Raw genomic sequence first — 18,696 nt, 5'->3', positions numbered from 1 at the left:
CGCTCATTTGCGCACCGCTCCGAAGGTGATGCCGCGCAGCAGATGCTTGCGCAACAGTACGGTGAACATGACGATCGGAACGACGAACAGCGTGGTCGCGGCGGCAACCGCCGGCCAATCCTGCCCGCCCTCGCCGATGATGAAGGGGATGAAGGGCGGCATGGTCTGCGCCTCGCCGCTGGTCAGCAGCACCGCGAACGCATATTCGTTCCACGAGAAGATCAGGCAGAAGATCGCGGTCGCAGCAATTCCGGTAACGGCCTGCGGCAGCACCACCTTGCGCAGCGCCTGCAGCCGCGTGTAGCCGTCGACCAGCGCTGCTTCCTCATACTCGCGCGGGATCTCGTCGATGAAGCCCTTGAGCAGCCACACCGCAAGCGAGACGTTCACGGCGGTGTAGAGCAGGATCATGCCGAGCCGCGTGTCGGTCAAATTGAGCTGCCGGTACATCAAATAGATCGGGATCGCCACCGCGACCGGCGGCATCATGCGCGTCGAGAGGATGAAGAACAGCAGATCGTCCGCCAGCGGTATGCGGAAGCGCGAGAATGCGTAGGCCGCGAGCGTGCCGAGGAAGACCGCAAGAAAAGTCGAGCCGAAGCCGATGATCAGCGAGTTGACAAAGCGCGGCACGACTTTCGACGGCCCGGCGATCACCATGTCGCGCTGCCGCACCAACTTGTCGTACCAGGTCTGCGGCGGCGGCAGCTTGGCGATGAAGTCCGGCGTCTGGCGCGTGCGCACGGTGAACAGGTTGACATAGCCTTCGAGGGTCGGCTCGAAGATCACCTTGGGCGGATAGGCAATGGCGTCGCTCTGCGACTTGAAGGCGGTGGCGACGATCCACAGCAGCGGCAGGATGGTAATCACGGCATAGAGGATGACGAGGCCGCCGGCGAACGCCTTGGCGCGCGGCGAGGCTTCGACGATGGAATGCGCGGTGGATTTGGCGGCGGCAGCGGTCATCGTTGCTTCACCTTGTTGAGCGTCTTGACGTAGATGTTGGCGGCACCGAACACGGTCACGAACAGGATGATGGCGAGCGCCGAGGAATAGCCGGTGCGCCACTTCTCGAACGCCGCGCGCTTCAGCGAGATCGAGACCAGCTCGGTGGTCGAGCCGGGCCCCCCCGAGGTCAGCAGGTTGACCATGTCGAACATCTTGAAATTCTCGATGGCGCGGAACAGCACCGCGAGCATCAGGAACGGCACCGTCATCGGCAGCGTGATCGACCAGAACTGCCGCCATGCCGAGGCGCGATCGACTTCCGCCGCCTCGTAGATGTAGTCGGGGATCGAGCGCAGCCCTGCGAGACAGATCAGCATGACATAGGGCGCCCACATCCAGGTATCGACCAGCACGATGGTCCATGGCGCAAGCGACACCTGCCCGGTCATGCTGAAAGAGCTCGGCGGCACGCCGGTGAACAGGCTGATCAGATGGTTGAACGGACCGATCTGCGGCTGCAGCAGCAGCGTCCAGAAATTGCCGACCACCGCCGGCGACAGCATCATCGGCAGCAAAATGATCGTGGTCCAGAAGCTGTGGCCGCGAAACTGGCGGTTGATCAACAGCGCCAGGCCGAAGCCGACGACCACCTGCAACGCCACCGACGAGATCACGAACTGCGCCGTGGTCTGCAGGCGGAACCAGACGTCCTCGTCGTTGAGGATGTCGCTGAAATTGTCGAGGCCGACGAACCGCAGCGGCAGATAGGACATGCTGAGGTTGAGGTTGGTGAAGGACAGCCGGATCATCCAGATCAGCGGAAAAATATTGATCGCAAGCAACAGCGCGATCGTCGGCGCGACGAACAGCCAGGCAATGGTCCGGTCCGACAGACCGCGGCCGCGCCGGGCAGTGCGGGATGTAACAGGCTTGCTCACGCCCGGGATCGTAGCATGATCGGGTTGCAGGATCGTCGTCATCATGTCCATCGGCTGGCTGGATCGGCTTCCCCGAGATCTAGTCGGGGAAGCCAGTTCAGGTGGAGTGTTGGCGCCTGCTATTGCGAGGAGGCGACTTCCTTGCCCTGCTCCTTGAACACCTTGGTCCAGTCCTTGACCAGGAGATCGAGCGCCTGCTGCGACGTGCCCTTGTCGGCGACGACGTAGTCATGCACCCGCTTCTGCATGTCGAGCAGCAGCTGCGCGTAGGACGGCTCCGCCCAGAAGTCCTTGACGATGCCCATCGACTCCAGGAATTGCGGCGCGAACGCCGCGCTCTTCGGGAAGTCGGGCGCGTCGACCACCGCCTTGAGGGCCGAGTAGCCGCCGATCTGCCACCATTTCTGCTGCACGGCGGGCTGCGCGAACCACTTGATGTAGGCGAGCGCGTCGTCCTTGCGGTCGGAGGTCGCCACCACCGAGATGCCCTGGCCGCCGAGCTGGGTGAAATGCCCCTTCGGACCGGCCGGATTGACGAAGAAGCCGATCTTGTCGCCGCCGACATTCGGATCCTTGTAGAGGCCGGGGAAGAAGGCGAACCAGTTCATCTGCATCGCGACCTGGCCGGACTTGAATGCATCAAGCCCTTCCTGCATGTAGGCGTTGGTCATGCCCGGCGCGGTGCAGCATTTGTAGAGCTCCTTGTAGAACTCGAGCCCCTTGGCCGCGTCGGCGGAGTTGACGATGCCCTGCATCTGGTACGGCTTCTTCGGATTGTCGTAGGCGAAGCCGTAATTGTAGAGCACGTTGGTCACGCCCATTGTGATGCCTTCCGAGCCGCGCTCGGTGAAGATGTAGGCGCCATAGACCTTCTTGCCGTCGATCTCGCGGCCCTGGAAGAACTCGGCGATCTGCTTCAGTTCGTCATAGGTCTTCGGCGGCGCCAGGTCGCGGCCGTACTTGGCCTTGAACGCGGATTGGATCTCGGGCCGCGAGAACCAGTCCTTGCGGTAGGTCCAGCCCACCGCATCGGCCATCGCCGGCAGCGCCCAGTAGTTCGGCGTGTTTTTCGGCCACTGCGAGTAGCCGACGACGGTCGCCGGGACGAAGTCGTCCATCGAGATCTTCTCCTTGTCGAAGAAGTCGTTGAGCTTGACGTACCACTTGTTCTCGGCGGCACCGCCGATCCACTGGCTGTCGCCGATGATCAGATCGCAGAGCTTGCCGTGGGAATTGAGCTCGTTGAGGAAGCGGTCGGCATAGCTCGTCCAGGGGACGAACTCGTACTTCATCTCGATGCCGGATTGCTTGGTGAAGTCCTTGCCCAGTTCGACCAGCGCGTTGGCCGGATCCCATGCCGCCCAGCACAGCGTGAGCTGCTTGCCTTGCGCTGCGGCTTCGCCGCTGCCGAGACCGGCGAGTGCCGCGGCCGCAACAACCACGGATGCCGCCGTACTGCGTAACCATCCCAGTGTTCGCATATCCATTCCTCCCTATCGTTGAAGCACCTAACCCGCTCGACGCATCCCTGCCGGATCGACGCCGAGGATTTCGAAACCGAGTTGATGAGCGATGCTGGAGAGCGAGACAAAGCGCTTCCGGACATTCGGGTCCGGATTGGGCTGGGCTCCTCCCGACACATCTGCTCGATGCGCGATGTTTATCGTTTTTGTAATACTAAACGTATTACTAAATTCCGGAGGCCGTCAAGCCGGTTTTGCGAACTCGACGAAAAGTGCTCTACATGTGCACAGAGCGCGAGCCGATTGCAGTGCCGCAAAGGCATTTTGGACTCTTTCGCATCAGCGCTCACGACGCGCGGCGCATTCGGGCAGCAACGGGCGAACAGCGAGGCGCCGTCCGCAATTCTGTTTAATAAATTATTTTACTGAACGTTCAGCGCGCCGGAGCACGTGGCTGACGCGTCACCGCGCGCGAAGTTGACGATCGCCTAGAGATAGCTTGCGAATGCGAGCCGCTGCGCCGGCGTCAGATGCAAGCCGTGCTTGGTGCGCCGATCGAGGAAGTCGGCGGGGCGTTCCGCCCATTCCCTCTCGCGCAGATACACCGCTTCGCGTTCATAGAAGTCGCCGCCGAAATGACGGCCGAGGTCGGCAGAGCTGCGCGCCGAACCCAGTAGCTCGCGCGCGCGCGTGCCATAGAGCCGGGCATAGTGACGGACGAGCGTTGGCGGCAGATCAGGATAGGCACGCGCCAATCCCTTCTCGAAATCATCGAAGCTGCCGCCGATGTCACCGCCCGGCAGCGGCCGAATCGCGGTCCAGGCTGACGACAGCTTGGGAAACCACGGCGCGAGGCGCTGCATCGCCTGCTCCGCCAGCCGGCGATAGGTGGTGATCTTGCCACCGAAGATCGAGAGCAGCGGCGGCGCTCCGTCGGCGCCATGAACCTCGAACACATAGTCGCGCGTCACGGCCGACGGATTGTCGGCATTGTCGTCGTAGAGCGGCCGAACGCCCGAGAAGGCGTGCACGATCTCGCTTGCCTGCGGCGGGGTCTTGAAATAACGGCGCAGCACCTGCAGCAGATAGTCGATCTCGTCCGCGCCGATCGCGACGTCCTCGGCGCGGCCGTGATAGGGAATGTCTGTCGTGCCGATCAGCGCAAGATTATCTTCGTAGGGATTGACGAAGATCACCCGGCGATCGCTGTTCTGCAGCAGATAGGCCTGCGGCCCGTTCCAGAATTTCGGCACCACGATGTGGCTGCCCTTGACCAGCCGCACGCTCTGCGCCGAATTCAGCCCGGCCACGCCCTGGATCACATCCTGAACCCACGGCCCGGCGGCGTTGACCAGCGCACGCGCCCGCACGATCTGCGCGCTGCCGTCGCCGCCCTGCATCTCGAGCAGCCAGGTTTCGCCGTCGCGGCGCGCGCGCACCGCCCGCGTCCGCGGCAGGATGCGGGCACCGTTCTGCGCCGCATCGATCAGGTTGAGGATCACCAGCCTGCTGTCATCGACCCAGCAGTCCGAATATTCGAAGCCTCGCCGGAATTCCTGATGCAGCGGCGCGCCCTCGGGGGAGCGCGCCAGATCCAGGCTGCGGCTCGCCGGCAGCTGCTTGCGGCCACCGAGATGGTCGTAGAGCAACAGCCCGGTGCGGACCAGCCAAGCCGGTCGCTGCTCCGGCGAGTGCGGCAGCACAAAGCGCATCGGCCAGATGATGTGCGGCGCGGAAGCGAGCAGCACCTCGCGTTCGATCAGCGCCTCGCGCACCAGACGGAACTCGTAATATTCGAGATAGCGCAAGCCGCCATGGATCAGCTTGCCGGAACGCGACGAGGTCCCTTCGGCGAAATCATCCTTCTCGCAGAGCAGCACCTTCAACCCGCGGCCGGCGGCATCGCGGGCGATGCCGGCACCGTTGATGCCGCCACCGATGACCGCAACATCGACCAGCCCGTGATCCGTGCCTGCGACCGGCGCAGTGCCCGTCATCGCTTGCCGCTACGCCGTTTCTCGGCACGGCGCGGCGCCGCCTTGGCCGTCGCACGAGCCTTGGTCGGCTTCGGCGCCTGCAAGCCGTAGGTCGAGAACCCCTTCGCGGTCTCGGCGATCTCCTCGTCGGTCAGGATGACGCGCGAGTCCAGCGCGAGCGAGAGATAATACTGCTTCGCAATGGTCTCGAGCTCGACCGCGAGCCACATCGCCTTGTCGAGATTGGCGCCGAGCGCGATCATGCCGTGGTTGGCAAGCAGGCAGCCGTTGCGGCCTTCGAGCGCGGCGATCGCGTGATCGGACAATTCCTTGGTGCCGTAGCGCGCATAGCCGGCGCAGCGGATCTCGGTGCCGCCGAACGCCGCCATCATGTAGTGGCAGGCCGGGATCGGCTTGCGCGCGATCGCGAGCACCGTCGCATAGGTCGAGTGGGTATGGACGATGGCGCCGACATCGGGCCGGGCGCGCGTGATGTCGAGATGGAAGCGCCATTCGGTGGATGGCTGCAGCGGCCCCTCCCAGGCTCCATATTCGCCCTCGAGCGGCATCGAGGCGATCATCTCGGGCTTCATCGAATCGTAGGGGGTCGCCGACGGTGTGATCAGCATCCGGTCCTTGTAGCGCGCGGAGATGTTGCCTGATGTCCCTTGGTTCAGACCCGACGCGTTCATCCATCGGCACTTGGCAATGATCGCCTCGCGCAATTGTCGTTCCTCACGGGTCATACGGACTGCCTTTCTCTTCAGCACGGCTTGCGCCTCTTCAGCACGGATTGCGCGGCGGTTCGCCGGCCAGGTAACGGCGAACCTCTTCGGCCGCCTGCTCGGCGGCTACGGTGACGGTACGCACGGAGGCGCCGGCGATGTGCGGCGTCAGCGTGACGTTGGGAAGCCGCAACAACGGCCAGTCCGCCGGCACCGGCTCGACCGCGAAGGTGTCGAGCATGGCGCCGCCGAGATGACCCGATGCCAGCGCATCGTGCAGCGCCTCATAATCGACCAGCGGCCCCCGCGCAGTGTTGATCAGGTACGCACCCGGCTTGATCCGCGCCAACGCGTCGCGTCCGATGAAATGCGTGGTCTCGGGCGTCACCCGCGCATGCAACGTGACGACGTCGGCGCGGCCGAGCAATTCGCCGAGTGCGACATGCTCGACGCCGTCATTGCGGTCCTGGGCGCTGAGCTGGACATAGGGGTCGGCGACCAGAATCTTGCAGCCGAACGCCTTCAGCAGCTTGACCACGCGGCTGCCGATCGCGCCATAGCCGACAATGCCGACCGTCATCTCGCCGAGCTCGCGCCCGGTGCGGTCCGCGCGATAGAGATCGCCGCGCCATTCGCCGCCGCGCAGCGCCTCATGGCCGCTGCGGATCAAACGGGTCTCGGCGAGAATGGCGCCGATGGTGAACTCCGCCACGGCGCTCGCATTGCGGCCGGGCGTATTGACGACCAGCACATCGTGGTCGCGCGCCGCCTGCATGTCGATATTGACCGGGCCGCCCCGCGACACCGCGATGAACTTCAGCATCGGCAGCCGCTCCAGCATCGATCGCGAGATCGGCGCCAGATGGGTGACGAGCAGCTCGGCGTCGCCGATGAAGTCGATGATCTCGTCCGGCTGCCCCATGAACTCCTTCAGGCCGTCGAGCTTCGAGCCGGCATAGCCGTGCTCCATCGGCTCGTCCGGCCAGGGCTGCTCCAGGGAACGGATATCGACGCCGTTGCCGCAGGCGGTGCGGATATGCTCGGCGAACACCGAGGGCAGCATGAAACGGTCGCCGACGATGGCGATGGACTTAGACATGGTCGCCTCCGGCGCGCAGCGCGGCGAGTTGTTTCCAGACCGGTCGCGATGCCAGCCTGGCATCGAGATATGTCGGGAAGATGCTGGCGTAGCGCTTCGCCAGCGCGGCGTCAGGCGATTGCGGCGCACTCAGATGCGGCGCAACCCACTGCTCGGCGCAGGCGCGCATGTCGGGATAGGCGTCGGTCGCGACCGCGGCGATCATCGCAGCACCCGCGGCGCCGGCCTCGGCGCGGCTGCAGATGCGGACGTCGCAATCGAGCGCAGCCCCGAGAATGGCGCCGAGCGCACGGCTCTTCGCCGCGCCGCCGGTGATCCTGAGATCGCGCGGCAGCGACCCCATCGCGGCGTAGCAATCCCGCGCGGCGAAGGCCAGGCCCTCCATCACGCCGCGCATCAGATCGCCATAGCGGTGGCGCGTGCGCAGGCCGAAAAACTGCGCGCTGGCTTCGTGCGCGACGAACGGGCCGCGCTCGCCGGCATCGGAGATGAACGGATGGAACAGCACCTCGCCGGGCCTGGCCCGCAGCACCTGATCGTCGAGCCGGCGGATCAACTCGGCGCGCGTGCGCGTCACGCCTTCTGCCGCCAGCATGTCGCAGGCGAGGTCGAGCATCCAGTCGATGTTCAGCGTCGCCGCCATGTTGGACTGCATCTGGGCATAGTGACCCGGCACCGGAAACGGCATGGTATAGCCGGTGGCCTCGCGGTTCAGCGTCACCGCGTCTGCGCTCGGCACCAGCCGCATATGCATGCCGGTCGAGCCGATGATGGTGCAGCCGACCTCCGGTGACGGATCGTAGAGCCCGGCCCCGAGCGCGTTGCAGATCACGTCGACATAGCCGAGGCAGACCGGCACGCCTTCCGGCAGGCCGATCTCCATGGCCGCGGCGGCTGAGAGTGGATGCGTCGTCACCGCGCCATCGACCACCGGCGGGAACAGATGCGTCAGATCGGCGATGCCGATCAGCCGTGCGGTCTCCGCATCGAAGCCGCGCTTGCGGAATTCACCGCAGGAGAACGTCGCCTCCGACGGATCGGTGGCACGCTTACCGGTCAGCAGGAAATAGAGCCAGTCCTTGCAATGGAAGGCCGTTGTCGCCCTTGCGATCGTCTCCGGCAGGTGCGCCTGCAGCCAAGCCAGCTGCGGTCCCTGCTGGCAGGCATTGAGCCCGGAGCCGGTGCGGCGGTAGAGCGGGGCGTTGCGCTCGCTGGCGCGGATCTGCTCGACCAGCCGCCCGGCACGCGAGTCGAGCCACAGCAGCGCCGGCGCAACCGGCCGGCCGTCGTCATCGATCAGCCAGGTGCCGTCGCCCTGCCCGGTCACCGCGATCGCCGCGATCCGCGCGGATAGATCGGGTACGGCGTTCGCAAGGGCGCCAATCACCGCGACCGTATCGCTCCAGGTCCGCGCCATGTCCTGCTCGACGTGGCCGCCGGGCGCGCTGCTATACGCATTCGACCGCGAGACATCGGCAAGCTGCTCGCCGGCCAGCGTGAACGCCACCGCCTTGATCAGCGAGGTGCCGGCATCGATGCCGATGATGACGTCGCGGCGTGCGGAAGCGGCCATGGTCAGGACACCTCCGCATGGCGGATGCAGGTTTCGTCGCTGCCGAAGATATGCAGGTGACGCGGCTCCAGCGCGAACGGGATCATGTCGCCCGGCCGCGCGGCGACGCGGCCCGGCGTGACCGCGATCAGCACGCGACCGCCGCAATCGCCGGCGATGTGCGACTGATCGCCGAGCCACTGGTTGGAGACGACCTTGACCCTGACATTGCCAGTCCCGACTGCGATCTTCTGCGGACGAATGCCGATCCGTACCCGCGGCGTGCCGGCGAGCGCTTGCGCCGCCTCGCTGTCGAGCCCCGCACCGCTGATATCGAAGTGCATGTCGGCGGCGACCGACAGGCGGAAGCCGCCATCCGATCGCGCCACGCCAGCGTCGAGCAGATTCATCGGCGGCTCACCGATGAAGCTCGCGACGAACAGGTTGGCGGGCTTGCCTTTCAGCTCCTTCTCGCTGGCGAACTGCTGCAGCACGCCGCCTTCCATCACCGCGATGCGGTCGGCCAGCGCGCTGGCTTCGGTCTGGTCGTGGGTGACAAAGATCGCGGTCATGCCGCGCTCGGCGAGCAGGCTCTTGATCCGGCCGCGCAGCACCGCGCGCAGTTGCGGTTCGAGCTGCCCCATCGGCTCGTCGAGCAGATAGAGATCGGCGTCGCGCACCAACGCCCGCGCCAGCGACACGCGCTGCTGTTGGCCGCCGGAGATGGCGCGCGGATAGCTGTCGAGGATGTCCTCGATCTCGACCAGACGGGCGATCTCGTCGACACGACGCGTGACCTCGCTGCGCGACAGCTGGGCTGATTTCAGCGCGAAGGCGATGTTCTCGCGGACCGTCAGCGGCGGATAGAGCGAATAGCCCTCGAACGCCATCGCGACCTTGCGCCGCGCCGGCGGCAGCTCGTGGATCCGCCGCCCGCCGAGCGCAATCGATCCGGCCGAAACGTCCTCGAACCCCGCGATCATCCGCAAGGTCGAGGTCTTGCCGCAGCCCGACGATCCCAACAGCGCGACGATCTCGCCCTTCTCGACCGCCATGTCGAGCGCGCGCACCGCATGCACCGGCGGCTTGCCGCGGCTCTGGTAGACCTTGTCGATGCCTCGAAGCTCGAGCATGTCCATGACCATCCGCTCCTATGCCGCCTTGAGCCGGTGCGTTTGCCCGATCCGCAGCCCGGTCGCGCGATCGAACAGCATCGCAGCCTCAGGCGAGAAGCGGACGAACACGCTATCGTCGGCCGCGCCTTGCCGCGCATCCGGCGGCAGCGCCGCCAGCCATTCCGTTCCGTCGGCGAGACGAAGCAGCAGCACCGCCTTCTCGTGCATCGGCGTGATCGCGAGGATACGCGCCGGGATGGCGCCGTCGCTGGATGCGGACGACACCGAAAGATCCTCCGGCCGGACGCCAAGCCAGCATACACCGAGCGGCGCCAGGCCGTCGGCGATACCGAGCCGCATCCTGGCGCCGGCGACGTCCGCCGACAGCATGCCGTGCTCCGCGACCGGCGAAACCTCGGCGAGGTTGATGGTCGGATCGCCAAACAGCCGCGCGATCGCGACCGAGGCCGGCTGGGCATAGATATCGTCAGGCGTCGCGACCTGGACGAGCCGGCCGTCGATCAACACTGCGATGCGGTCGGCGATCGCCATCGCCTCGCGATAGTCCTGGGTGACATAGAGCACGGCGGCCGTGCCGCGCCGCAGCAGGTTCGGCAGCTCGAGCCGCATCTCGTAGCGCAGCTTGGCGTCGACGTTGCGCAAGGGATCATCCAGCAGCAGCACGTCCGGATTGCCGATCAGCGCACGCGCCAGCGCGGTGCGCTGCTTCTGCCCGTTCGACAGTTCGCGCGGCGCGTGGCCGAGCACGTGCTCGATCTTGAGCAGCTTGCTGATCGCGGCGACGCGGCCCGCAACCTCGCTGCCGCTGGCGCGCAGGCCGCTTGCGATATTGTCGCGGGCGGTCATGTGCGGAAACAACGCAAAATTCTGGAACGCCATGCCGATGCCGCGCCGCTCCGGCGGCGCGCCGACGACCGAACGGCCGCCGACCAGGATGTCGCCGTCGTCAGGCTCGAACATGCCCGCGATCATGCGCAACAGCACGGTCTTGCCGCTGCCGGAGGGTCCGAACACCGCGACGATCTCGCCGGGTTCGACCGCCAGCGACAATTCGTCGGCCGGCCGTGTCGCACCGAATGCCTTGCTCACGGAATTGATTTCGAGACGCGCCATCGGATCAGCCTTTCACCGCGCCGAGCGAGAGACCCTCGACCAGGTAGCGCTGCGCATAGAGCGCAAGCAACAGCGTCGGCGTCACCGACAGCACGATCGCCGCCGCGATCTGGCCGTACTGGATTCCGGACGCGGTGACGAAGGCGAGCGCACCGACCGTTACCGGCTGCTTGTCGGCGGAGGCCAGGATCAGGGCGAAGACGAAATTGTTCCAGCAGAAGATGAACGACAGCAAGCCTGCCGCAGCGATGCCCGGTCCCGCCAGCGGCACCGCGATCCTGGTGAAGGCCTCGCGCCAGGAATGCCCGGCCAGCCGGTAGGCATGCTCGATATCGGGGCTGATGTCCTCGAAATAGCCGCGCACGATCCACAGGATCAGCGGCAGCGCGATCAGCTGATAGACCCAGACGATGCCGAAGTAGGTGTCGTTGAGGCCGAGCTCCTGGTAGTACAGCGACAGCGGCAGCAGCACGAGCAGCGGCGGCGCGAAGCGGAACGACAGCAGCGTGAAGGCGATGGTCTCGCCGAGACGGAATTTGAAGCGCGCAAAGGCGTAGGCTGCGGGCACGCCGAGCAGCAGCGCCAGCAGCACCGCCGCGCTCGACAGCACGACGCTGTTGAACAGATTGCGCATGAAGGAAATCTGCAGATTGCCGGCCGCGGTGCGCAGCTGGCCGGAGATCAGCGCCTCATAATTCGCAAGCGTCGGCTCGAACAGGATCCGCGGCGGAATCCGCAAGATCTGATCGTTGTTCTGGAACGACATCAGGAAGATCCAGACGATCGGGAACATGAAGAAGATCAGGATCAGCGTGAGCGCTATCCCGCGGAAGATGCGACCGGCAAGGCTGGAGTGTTCCATCGCGCCTCTCCCCGTCACGCGTGGCCGTGCGCACGCGCGCGCAACCGCAGCCAGTTCTTGATGAAGATGTTCGACAGGATGTTGGTGATCAGCCAGAGGATCATCAGCAGCGCCGCCGACCTGCCGACATTGGTGTACTGGAAGAACTCCAGATAGGCCTGCACCTGGAACACCATCAGCCGGTCGCCCGGCCCGCCCTGCGTCATGGCGTAGATGATGTCGAACTGCTGGATCGAATCGAGCAGCCGGAACAGCGATGCCGTGATGATGTAGGGCGCAAGCATTGGCAGCGTGATGCGGAAGAACACGAAGCTTGCCGGCACGCCGTCGAGTGCCGCGGCCTCGAACGGCTGCCGCGGCAGCGAGCGCAGGCCCGCCAGCAGCAGGATCATGATGAAGGGCGTATAGACCCAGACGTCGACCAGCACGACCGTGAACAGCGCGGTCGACGGATCGGAGGCCCATTTGAAATCAGTGACGCCGAACAGGCTGACCATGTAGGACAGGATGCCGAAGCTCGGATTGGTCATCAGCTTCCACATCAGCGCGGCGATCGCCGGCGCGGTCATCAGCGGCAGCAGCAGCATGATCGACACCGCATTGTGGAAGCGGGTCGGCCGGCGCAGCAGCAGCGCGATGCCGAGGCCGAGCAGCAGCTCGAGGACGACCGTCAGCACGGTATAGGTGATCGAGATCCGGAACGTATTCCAGAACGCCGGATCGGACAGGAAGTCGATGTAGTTTCCGGCGCCGATGAAGCCGCGCAGATAAGGCAGGTTCAGCCGGTAGCGCTGCAGTGAATAGACCGCCGCGGTCACGAACGGAACCAGGATCGCCACGCAGACGAGCAGTGCCGGCAGGCTGAGCAGATAGGGCAACAGGCGCACGCGCGGCCTTGGCTTGGCCGGCGCTACCTGCGCGTTCGTCGGGAGGGTTTGGACCATGCTCATGATGATAAGAGATCGCGTTCCGCTGGCAAACGCCGCCGGCTCGGATGGGACAAGGGTCCGAGCCGGCGGATGGACGCGGTGCGGGGGATCATGCACCGCGGGCTTGATCGGTCAGCCGAGACCGGCCTGCTTGAGCTGGCGGTTGATGCTGTCGGCGAGCTTGTCGAGCCCCTCGTCGACGCTGACCTCCTTCGCCACCATCTTCTGCAGCGAGGCGGCCCATTCCGTCGTCAGGTCGAAGAACAGCGGCTGCGCCGTGAAGTAGATCTTGGCGCCAGGCGACGACATGTCGTGCTGCTCGAGATAGCCCGGATAGGATTTTGCGATGCGGTCGCGGAACTCACTGTCCTTCCACACCGATGCGCGCACCGGATTGACGAAATCCATTTTGCGCGCGCCGAACAGGTCGTGCTCGACCGACGCCGCCCACTGCATGAACAACCACGCCGCGTCCTTCTGCTTGGAGAAGGTCGACATAGCGAGCGACCAGATCCAGACGTTCGGGGTCGGCGCCTTGGCGGCCGGATTGGCGGCAAACGGCGCATAGCCGAGATGGCCCTTCTCCTTGTTGTCGCCGCCGTTCATGAAGTAGCCGAGGATGTCGGCATCGAAGATCATGCCGGAGGCGCCGGCGCCGACGTCGGTGCCGACCTGGTACCAGGTATAGGTCGACCAGTTCTTCGGGCCCGAGGTCTGGATCATCTTGACCCACTTGTCGTGGAATTCCTTCGAGGCCTTGGTGTTCATCGCGGCCTTGAGCTTGCCGCCCTCCATCACGAAGTCCTTCTGGCCGAAGTTCGAATAGGCCGAGAGGAAACCGGGATGGATGGTCGCCCAGGAACGCGAGCCGCGCACGCCGACGCCGTAGGGGCCGCCAGCGTCCTTGGTGATCTTGGTCGCGACCTCCAGCATCTCGTCGAGATTCTTCGGCGGCTTGACGCCGACCTTGTCGAAGATGTTGCGGTTGTAGGTGATGTTGTTGAGCTCATAGCCCCACGGGATGCACCACTGCTTGGCCTTGCCCGAGCCGAGCTCGGAGCCGGCGACGCCGTCCCACGCCGTGGAGGCGCGAAGGCCCGGCAGCACGTCGTCCCAGGCGAAGGCCGGGTTGGTCTTGGCGGGATCCTTGATGTAGGTGTTGAGGTCTTCGATCCAGCCCGCCGGACCATAGGTCCAGGTCATGTAGGCGCCGGTCATGAAGGCGTCGTACTGGTCCGACTTCGACGACAATGCCGCCGTCACCTTGTCGAAATAGACGTCCTCCGGGAAGATGTCGTAGCTGACGTTCATGCCGGTGAGCGCCTTGAACGCCTCGATGTCGCCGATCATCGCGTCGACATAAGGATGCTTGTTGAGCAGCAGCTTGACGGTCTTGCCGCTCTGGGCCTTCCAGTTGAAGTCCGCGGCCATCGCCTTCGACATCGATGAGGCGAAGGCGGCGTTTGCGGCAATGCCCGCGATGCCGAGCTTGGCCGCGCCGTCGAGGAGATCGCGGCGGCTGATGCGTTTGGCAGCGTAGGAGTCGAACAGATTCTTCTCGCGATCGAACATGTATTTCCTCTCCTTGTTGACGCTTGTTTTATGTGTCCTTCCGGGTCTTGCTTCTTGTCTTGCCGGATGTGGTCTCCGGCTTGTCCGTTGCGAGTGCCTTTGCGGTCACCTCGTCGATGATGAGGCCGTGCAGAACGCCGCTGCGCAGCACCCCGCGCAGCGCGGTCACCTTGGCCGGCCCGCCGGCGATGGCGACGATGCGATGCTTCCTGAGATCGGCCATGCTCATCGAGGTGGCGCGCGCCGACAGGTCGGTGTCGAGCACCGCGCCGTCGGCGCTGAAGAAATGTCCGAGCAGATCGGCGCAGGCGCCGACGCGCTTCAGCTCGACGACCTCGTCCGGCTTGATCATGCCGCTCGACACCAGGAAGCCGTCGCGGCTGACCTGGCCGATGCCGACGAACAGCAGCGAGGCCCGGCGCGCCAGCGCGAACACGTCGGCGATGCCGAATTGCTGCATCAGCACGGCGCGATCGGCGACCGAATTGGCGAACACCGGCACCGGCAGCAGATAGGCTTCCGCGCCGGTGCGCTCGGCAAGGCGATGAATCACGTCGAACGGATTGGCGGCGAACTTCCGCGTCAGTCCGCCGAGCAGCGACACGAACTGCGCGTCGCGCGCCGGCGTCTGCGGCATCTGCTCGACCACGGCGGCGAGCGTGCGACCGTGGCCGACGCCGATCACCTTGTCGTCGCCGCGCTCGAGGATCTGGCGCAGGAAGCTTGCGCCTTCCAGCGCCAGCGCCTTCAGCGGCAGATCGCTCTCGCCGAGATCGGGCGCGACGCGGCAGAACGCAAGGCCGAAACGCTGCGTGAGATCGTTCTCCAGCGCGACGCATTCGGCGACCGGTCCCTCGACGAACACGCGGATCATGCCCTCGCGGCTGGCGCGGGCGATCAGGCGGTGCGCCTTGGTGCTCTGGATGTTGAGGCGGTCGGCGACCTCCGACTGCGTCAACCCCGCCGCGAAATACAGCCAGGCCGCCCGCGTCGCGAGCGACGCCTCGCCGTCGATCACCGGCAGCCTGTCGGGCGGAGGAGCCATGTCCGGAAAAGTCCGCTTGCAAATTTCTTCACGTCCTGCAAAAAATTGCAGAGGCCGAACGGGGCGTCAATCCCCCAAACGTGCTGCGGCGCAACCAATATCGACGCGCGGGCGCCAGAGAGCGGTGAAGTCGGATGGGAGGTTTGTATCTCGGCATCGATGTCGGAACCGGCGGCGTGCGCGCCTGTGCGATCGATCCGCAGGCCGGCATCCGCGGCTTCGCATCGGTCGCGATGCCTGCGCCGCGCGTCGACGGCAACGCTGTCGACCAGACACCGGAGCTGTGGTGGCAGGCCGCAGTCACTGCGATCCGCAAACTCGGCGAGACCGTCGGTCTCAGCGACATCACGCGCATCGTCGTCGACGGCACGTCGGGCACGCTATTGCTGGTCGACGCGGCCGGCCGCCCGTGTTCGCCGGGGCTGATGTACAACGACGCGCGCGCCACGCATGAGGCCGCGCGCGTCGCAGTGGTCGCCCCGCGCGAGAGCGGCGCGCATGGCGCGAGCAGCGCGCTCGCCAAACTGCTCTATCTCCAGAATGACGGTTACGTCGGCGATGCGCGCCACGCGGTGCACCAGGCGGATTGGATCGCCGGCCGGCTTGCCAACCATCACGGCATCAGCGACGAGAACAATGCACTGAAGCTCGGCTACGATCCGGTCGCGCGCGCCTGGCCGCCCTGGCTCGACCAGCTCGGCGTGCGTGACGATCTGCTTCCCGAGGTGCTGGAGCCGGGAACGCCGTTTTCCGAACTGGATCCGCAGATCGCGCGCGCGCTCGGGTTGCCCGCCACAGCTCAGGTCGCGGCCGGCACCACCGACGGCGTCGCCGCCTTCATCGCGACCGGGGCCGACCAGCCGGGCGATGCCGTCACCTCGCTCGGCACCACGCTGGTGGTGAAGCAGCTTGCGACCCAGCCGATCTTCGCGGCCGACCAGGGCGTCTATTCGCACCGGCTCGGTGAGCGCTGGCTCGCCGGCGGCGCGTCGAACTCCGGCGGCGCCGCGCTGCTGATGCATTTCACCGCAGACGAGATGGAGCGGCTGACGCCGCAGGTGATGCCGGACCAGCCGACCGGGCTCGACTACTATCCGCTGCCCAAACCCGGCGAGCGCTTCCCGATCGCCGATCCGGCGCTGGCCGCGCGGATCACGCCGCGCCCGGCGGAAGATTGCCGCTTCTTCCAGGGCCTGCTCGAAGGCATCGCCGCGGTGGAAGCCCTCGCCTACCGGCAGCTGGCGCGGCTCGGCGCGCCGGATCTGCGCCGCGTCATCGGGATCGGCGGCGGCGCGAAGAACGATGCATGGACCAAAATCAGGCATTGCGTTCTCGGTGTCCCGGTCTCGGTCGCCGAGCAGACCGAAGCAAGCTACGGCGCCGCGCTGCTCGCGCTGCATGGAGGTCCGCCATGAAGGCCGATGCGACCGCGATCGCCGCCCTTCACGCCATCGCCGACCGCTTCGATCACGTGCTGCTCGACCAGTGGGGCACGCTGCATGAGGGACTGGCGGTATTCCCCGCAGCGCTGGACTGCGTGGCGAAGTTGCGCGAGGCCGGCAAGCATATCCTGATCCTGTCCAATTCCGGCAAGCGCGCCGGCAGCAACCAGCGGCGCCTCGCAGCACTCGGCCTGCCGCCCGAGGCCTATGACGGCGTGCTGTCCTCGGGCGAGGTCACCTGGCGCGGCTTGCGTGCGCGCGAGCAGGCGCCCTTTGCCGAGCTCGGCCGCACCTGCTTCCTGATCTCACGCGACGGTGACCGCTCGATCGTCGACGGCACCGGCCTCACGGTCGCTTCCACCGTATACGAGGCTGATTTCATCCTGCTCGGCGGGCTCGACGATGATGCGGCCGAGGCGGATCGCTGGCGTGCGCAATTCACCGCGGCCGCCGCGCGGCGACTGCCGATGTTGTGCGCCAATCCCGACCTCGTGATGTTCGGCGTCGCGGGACTGATCCCCGCGCCGGGCGCACTCGCCGCATTCTATCAATCGCTCGGCGGCACCGTGCTGTTCGTCGGCAAGCCGTATCCGCCGATGTTTGCCGCCGCGCGCGATCAGTTGGGACATCCCCCGCCGGAACGGATCCTCGTCGTCGGCGACTCCCTCGATCACGATATCGCCGGCGGACGTAGCGCCGGCATGCTGACCCTGCTGATCGGCTCCGGCGCGCACCGCGCATCGCTTGCGCAGACGCGCGACCTGCCGCGGGCGATCAAGATCGCCGCCGGCACCGCGGCGCGGATGCCGCACTGGACGATGGAGCATTTGATTTGGTGAGAACAGCCCGATGCAACCGCCTCTGACGTTGAACGAACTGCGTCGCATGTCGGCACGCGTCGGCCGGAATATCGAGCTGGTGCAAGGCGCCGGCGGCAATTCGTCTGTCAAGGATGGCGACGTGCTGTGGGTGAAGGCCTCGGGCACCTGGCTCGCCGACGCCGAGGACAAGGAGATTTTCGTGCCGGTCGCGCTGTCGGCGGCGCGCGCAGCGCTGACGCAGGGCGACGAGCGCGTGCCGCTCGTGCCTGACGCCGGGACCACGCTGCGCGCCTCGATCGAGACCTCGTTGCATGCGCTGATGCCGCACCGGATCGTGCTGCATGTCCATTCCATCAACACCATCGCATGGGCGGTGCGCACCGACGCCCGCGACGAATTCGCCCGGCGTTTGGACGGACTGGCCTGGCGCTATCTCGACTATCATCACCCGGGGCTGCCGCTCGCCCGCGCGGTCAGCGAGGCGATCGCGCAGGACGCGGTCGACGTCCTGATCCTCGGCAATCACGGCCTGGTGGTCGGCGCGGACACCTGCGACGCGGCGGAGGCACTGGTCGCCGAGATCGAGACGCGCCTTGCACTGGAGCAACGCAGCGCACCGGCTGCCGATCATGACGCGCTTCGAAGTATCTACGCAGGCACGACCTATCGCCTGCCGCGCGATCCGCGCAGCCATGACATTGCCACCGACCGCTACAGCCGCGCGATCGCGACCAGCGGCTCGCTCTATCCGGACCACGTCGTGTTCCTTGGTCCGGGCTTGCCGGTTCTGGAGCAGCGCGAGAGCCTGGGCGCCATGATCGCACGGACCGCCGCGAACGGGCTACCGCCGCCGGTTGCGTTTCTCGTCCCTGATATCGGCAGCCTGATCCGCGCGGATGCAAGCGACGGCGCGGAAGCCATGCTGAGCTGTCTCGCCCTGGTCACCTGTCGCGTGCCGCTGACCGCGCGGGTCCAATATCTGACCGCAGAGAACGAGGATGCGTTGCTGAACTGGGACGCCGAGCGCTATCGGCAGCAACTGACCGCGGATCGCTGATCCGGCCCCTCTTTGCGA

Annotated in this window: 16 protein-coding genes; 3 read left to right on the top strand and 13 right to left on the bottom strand. The window is 65.9% G+C overall.

What is annotated here, in order from left to right; genetic code table 11:
- Positions 1-3 precede the first annotated feature (3 nt).
- From ACVIW0_RS08360 to ACVIW0_RS08300, 13 genes are all read right to left on the bottom strand, one after another.
- Positions 4-966 (bottom strand): carbohydrate ABC transporter permease, encoded by a 963-nt coding sequence (locus tag ACVIW0_RS08360; RefSeq protein WP_461351883.1) that lies wholly within the window; start codon positions 964-966, stop codon positions 4-6.
- A complete protein-coding gene (locus tag ACVIW0_RS08355; RefSeq protein ID WP_461351882.1) occupies positions 963-1,937 on the bottom strand; it encodes a carbohydrate ABC transporter permease in 975 nt (324 codons plus the stop codon). Before ACVIW0_RS08355 ends, ACVIW0_RS08360 begins: the two co-directional genes overlap by 4 nt.
- 68 nt (positions 1,938-2,005) lie before the next feature.
- Entirely contained in the window at positions 2,006-3,367 is a 1,362-nt protein-coding gene (locus tag ACVIW0_RS08350) for an ABC transporter substrate-binding protein (protein WP_461351881.1), read from the bottom strand.
- A gap of 470 nt (positions 3,368-3,837) precedes the next feature.
- Entirely contained in the window at positions 3,838-5,346 is a 1,509-nt protein-coding gene (locus tag ACVIW0_RS08345) for a glycerol-3-phosphate dehydrogenase (RefSeq protein WP_461351880.1), read from the bottom strand.
- Positions 5,343-6,071, bottom strand: a complete 729-nt coding sequence (locus ACVIW0_RS08340; RefSeq protein ID WP_461351879.1) for a class II aldolase/adducin family protein — start codon at positions 6,069-6,071, stop codon at positions 5,343-5,345. Before ACVIW0_RS08340 ends, ACVIW0_RS08345 begins: the two co-directional genes overlap by 4 nt.
- A gap of 37 nt (positions 6,072-6,108) precedes the next feature.
- Positions 6,109-7,149 carry a 2-hydroxyacid dehydrogenase gene (locus ACVIW0_RS08335; RefSeq protein ID WP_461351878.1) on the bottom strand — a complete coding sequence of 347 codons (1,041 nt, stop codon included), beginning with the start codon at positions 7,147-7,149 and terminating at the stop codon, positions 6,109-6,111.
- The gene (locus ACVIW0_RS08330; protein WP_461351877.1) at positions 7,142-8,722 is read right to left on the bottom strand and encodes an FGGY family carbohydrate kinase; all 1,581 of its coding nucleotides are present in this window, start codon (positions 8,720-8,722) and stop codon (positions 7,142-7,144) included. The genes ACVIW0_RS08335 and ACVIW0_RS08330 overlap by 8 nt, the downstream gene beginning before the upstream one ends.
- Positions 8,723-8,724: 2 nt before the next feature.
- On the bottom strand, positions 8,725-9,840 hold the full coding sequence (locus ACVIW0_RS08325) for an ABC transporter ATP-binding protein (RefSeq protein ID WP_461351876.1): 1,116 nt from the start codon (positions 9,838-9,840) through the stop codon (positions 8,725-8,727).
- A 12-nt stretch (positions 9,841-9,852) separates the two neighbouring features.
- Positions 9,853-10,950, bottom strand: coding sequence for an ABC transporter ATP-binding protein (locus ACVIW0_RS08320; RefSeq protein WP_461351875.1), 1,098 nt, complete (start codon positions 10,948-10,950; stop codon positions 9,853-9,855).
- 4 nt (positions 10,951-10,954) lie between these two features.
- On the bottom strand, positions 10,955-11,812 hold the full coding sequence (locus tag ACVIW0_RS08315; protein ID WP_163162812.1) for a carbohydrate ABC transporter permease: 858 nt from the start codon (positions 11,810-11,812) through the stop codon (positions 10,955-10,957).
- Between the two features lie 14 nt (positions 11,813-11,826).
- On the bottom strand, positions 11,827-12,756 hold the full coding sequence (locus ACVIW0_RS08310; RefSeq protein WP_461357276.1) for a carbohydrate ABC transporter permease: 930 nt from the start codon (positions 12,754-12,756) through the stop codon (positions 11,827-11,829).
- 117 nt (positions 12,757-12,873) lie between these two features.
- On the bottom strand, positions 12,874-14,313 hold the full coding sequence (locus ACVIW0_RS08305; RefSeq protein ID WP_461351874.1) for an extracellular solute-binding protein: 1,440 nt from the start codon (positions 14,311-14,313) through the stop codon (positions 12,874-12,876).
- A gap of 28 nt (positions 14,314-14,341) precedes the next feature.
- Positions 14,342-15,358 (bottom strand): sugar-binding transcriptional regulator, encoded by a 1,017-nt coding sequence (locus ACVIW0_RS08300; RefSeq protein WP_461351873.1) that lies wholly within the window; start codon positions 15,356-15,358, stop codon positions 14,342-14,344.
- Between the two features lie 134 nt (positions 15,359-15,492).
- Between ACVIW0_RS08300 and ACVIW0_RS08295 the strand changes: the two genes are divergently transcribed.
- From ACVIW0_RS08295 to ACVIW0_RS08285, 3 genes are read left to right on the top strand one after another with little or no spacing between them, the layout of a single operon-like run.
- Positions 15,493-16,773, top strand: coding sequence for an FGGY-family carbohydrate kinase (locus tag ACVIW0_RS08295; RefSeq protein WP_461351872.1), 1,281 nt, complete (start codon positions 15,493-15,495; stop codon positions 16,771-16,773).
- Complete coding sequence (locus tag ACVIW0_RS08290) at positions 16,770-17,639, top strand: TIGR01459 family HAD-type hydrolase (protein ID WP_461351871.1); 870 nt, start codon at positions 16,770-16,772, stop codon at positions 17,637-17,639. Before ACVIW0_RS08295 ends, ACVIW0_RS08290 begins: the two co-directional genes overlap by 4 nt.
- A gap of 10 nt (positions 17,640-17,649) precedes the next feature.
- Positions 17,650-18,678: a class II aldolase/adducin family protein gene (locus ACVIW0_RS08285; RefSeq protein ID WP_461351870.1), complete on the top strand. Its 1,029-nt coding sequence runs from the start codon at positions 17,650-17,652 to the stop codon at positions 18,676-18,678.
- Positions 18,679-18,696 lie beyond the last annotated feature (18 nt).

It is taken from the genome of Bradyrhizobium sp. USDA 4454 (genome assembly GCF_054822705.1).
Note: the sequence above shows the minus strand (reverse complement) of the source record. Positions and strands in the feature narration are given on the sequence as shown.

Coding starts and splice junctions, on each gene's coding strand:
- ACVIW0_RS08320 (WP_461351875.1), bottom strand. CDS start 10,950: ATGGCGCGTCTCGAAATCAATTCCGTGAGCAAGGCATTCGGTGCGACA.
- ACVIW0_RS08305 (WP_461351874.1), bottom strand. CDS start 14,313: ATGTTCGATCGCGAGAAGAATCTGTTCGACTCCTACGCTGCCAAACGC.
- ACVIW0_RS08355 (WP_461351882.1), bottom strand. CDS start 1,937: ATGGACATGATGACGACGATCCTGCAACCCGATCATGCTACGATCCCG.
- ACVIW0_RS08325 (WP_461351876.1), bottom strand. CDS start 9,840: ATGGACATGCTCGAGCTTCGAGGCATCGACAAGGTCTACCAGAGCCGC.
- ACVIW0_RS08295 (WP_461351872.1), top strand. CDS start 15,493: ATGGGAGGTTTGTATCTCGGCATCGATGTCGGAACCGGCGGCGTGCGC.
- ACVIW0_RS08285 (WP_461351870.1), top strand. CDS start 17,650: ATGCAACCGCCTCTGACGTTGAACGAACTGCGTCGCATGTCGGCACGC.
- ACVIW0_RS08335 (WP_461351878.1), bottom strand. CDS start 7,149: ATGTCTAAGTCCATCGCCATCGTCGGCGACCGTTTCATGCTGCCCTCG.
- ACVIW0_RS08345 (WP_461351880.1), bottom strand. CDS start 5,346: ATGACGGGCACTGCGCCGGTCGCAGGCACGGATCACGGGCTGGTCGAT.
- ACVIW0_RS08350 (WP_461351881.1), bottom strand. CDS start 3,367: ATGCGAACACTGGGATGGTTACGCAGTACGGCGGCATCCGTGGTTGTT.
- ACVIW0_RS08300 (WP_461351873.1), bottom strand. CDS start 15,358: ATGGCTCCTCCGCCCGACAGGCTGCCGGTGATCGACGGCGAGGCGTCG.
- ACVIW0_RS08290 (WP_461351871.1), top strand. CDS start 16,770: ATGAAGGCCGATGCGACCGCGATCGCCGCCCTTCACGCCATCGCCGAC.
- ACVIW0_RS08330 (WP_461351877.1), bottom strand. CDS start 8,722: ATGGCCGCTTCCGCACGCCGCGACGTCATCATCGGCATCGATGCCGGC.
- ACVIW0_RS08310 (WP_461357276.1), bottom strand. CDS start 12,756: ATGGTCCAAACCCTCCCGACGAACGCGCAGGTAGCGCCGGCCAAGCCA.
- ACVIW0_RS08340 (WP_461351879.1), bottom strand. CDS start 6,071: ATGACCCGTGAGGAACGACAATTGCGCGAGGCGATCATTGCCAAGTGC.
- ACVIW0_RS08315 (WP_163162812.1), bottom strand. CDS start 11,812: ATGGAACACTCCAGCCTTGCCGGTCGCATCTTCCGCGGGATAGCGCTC.
- ACVIW0_RS08360 (WP_461351883.1), bottom strand. CDS start 966: ATGACCGCTGCCGCCGCCAAATCCACCGCGCATTCCATCGTCGAAGCC.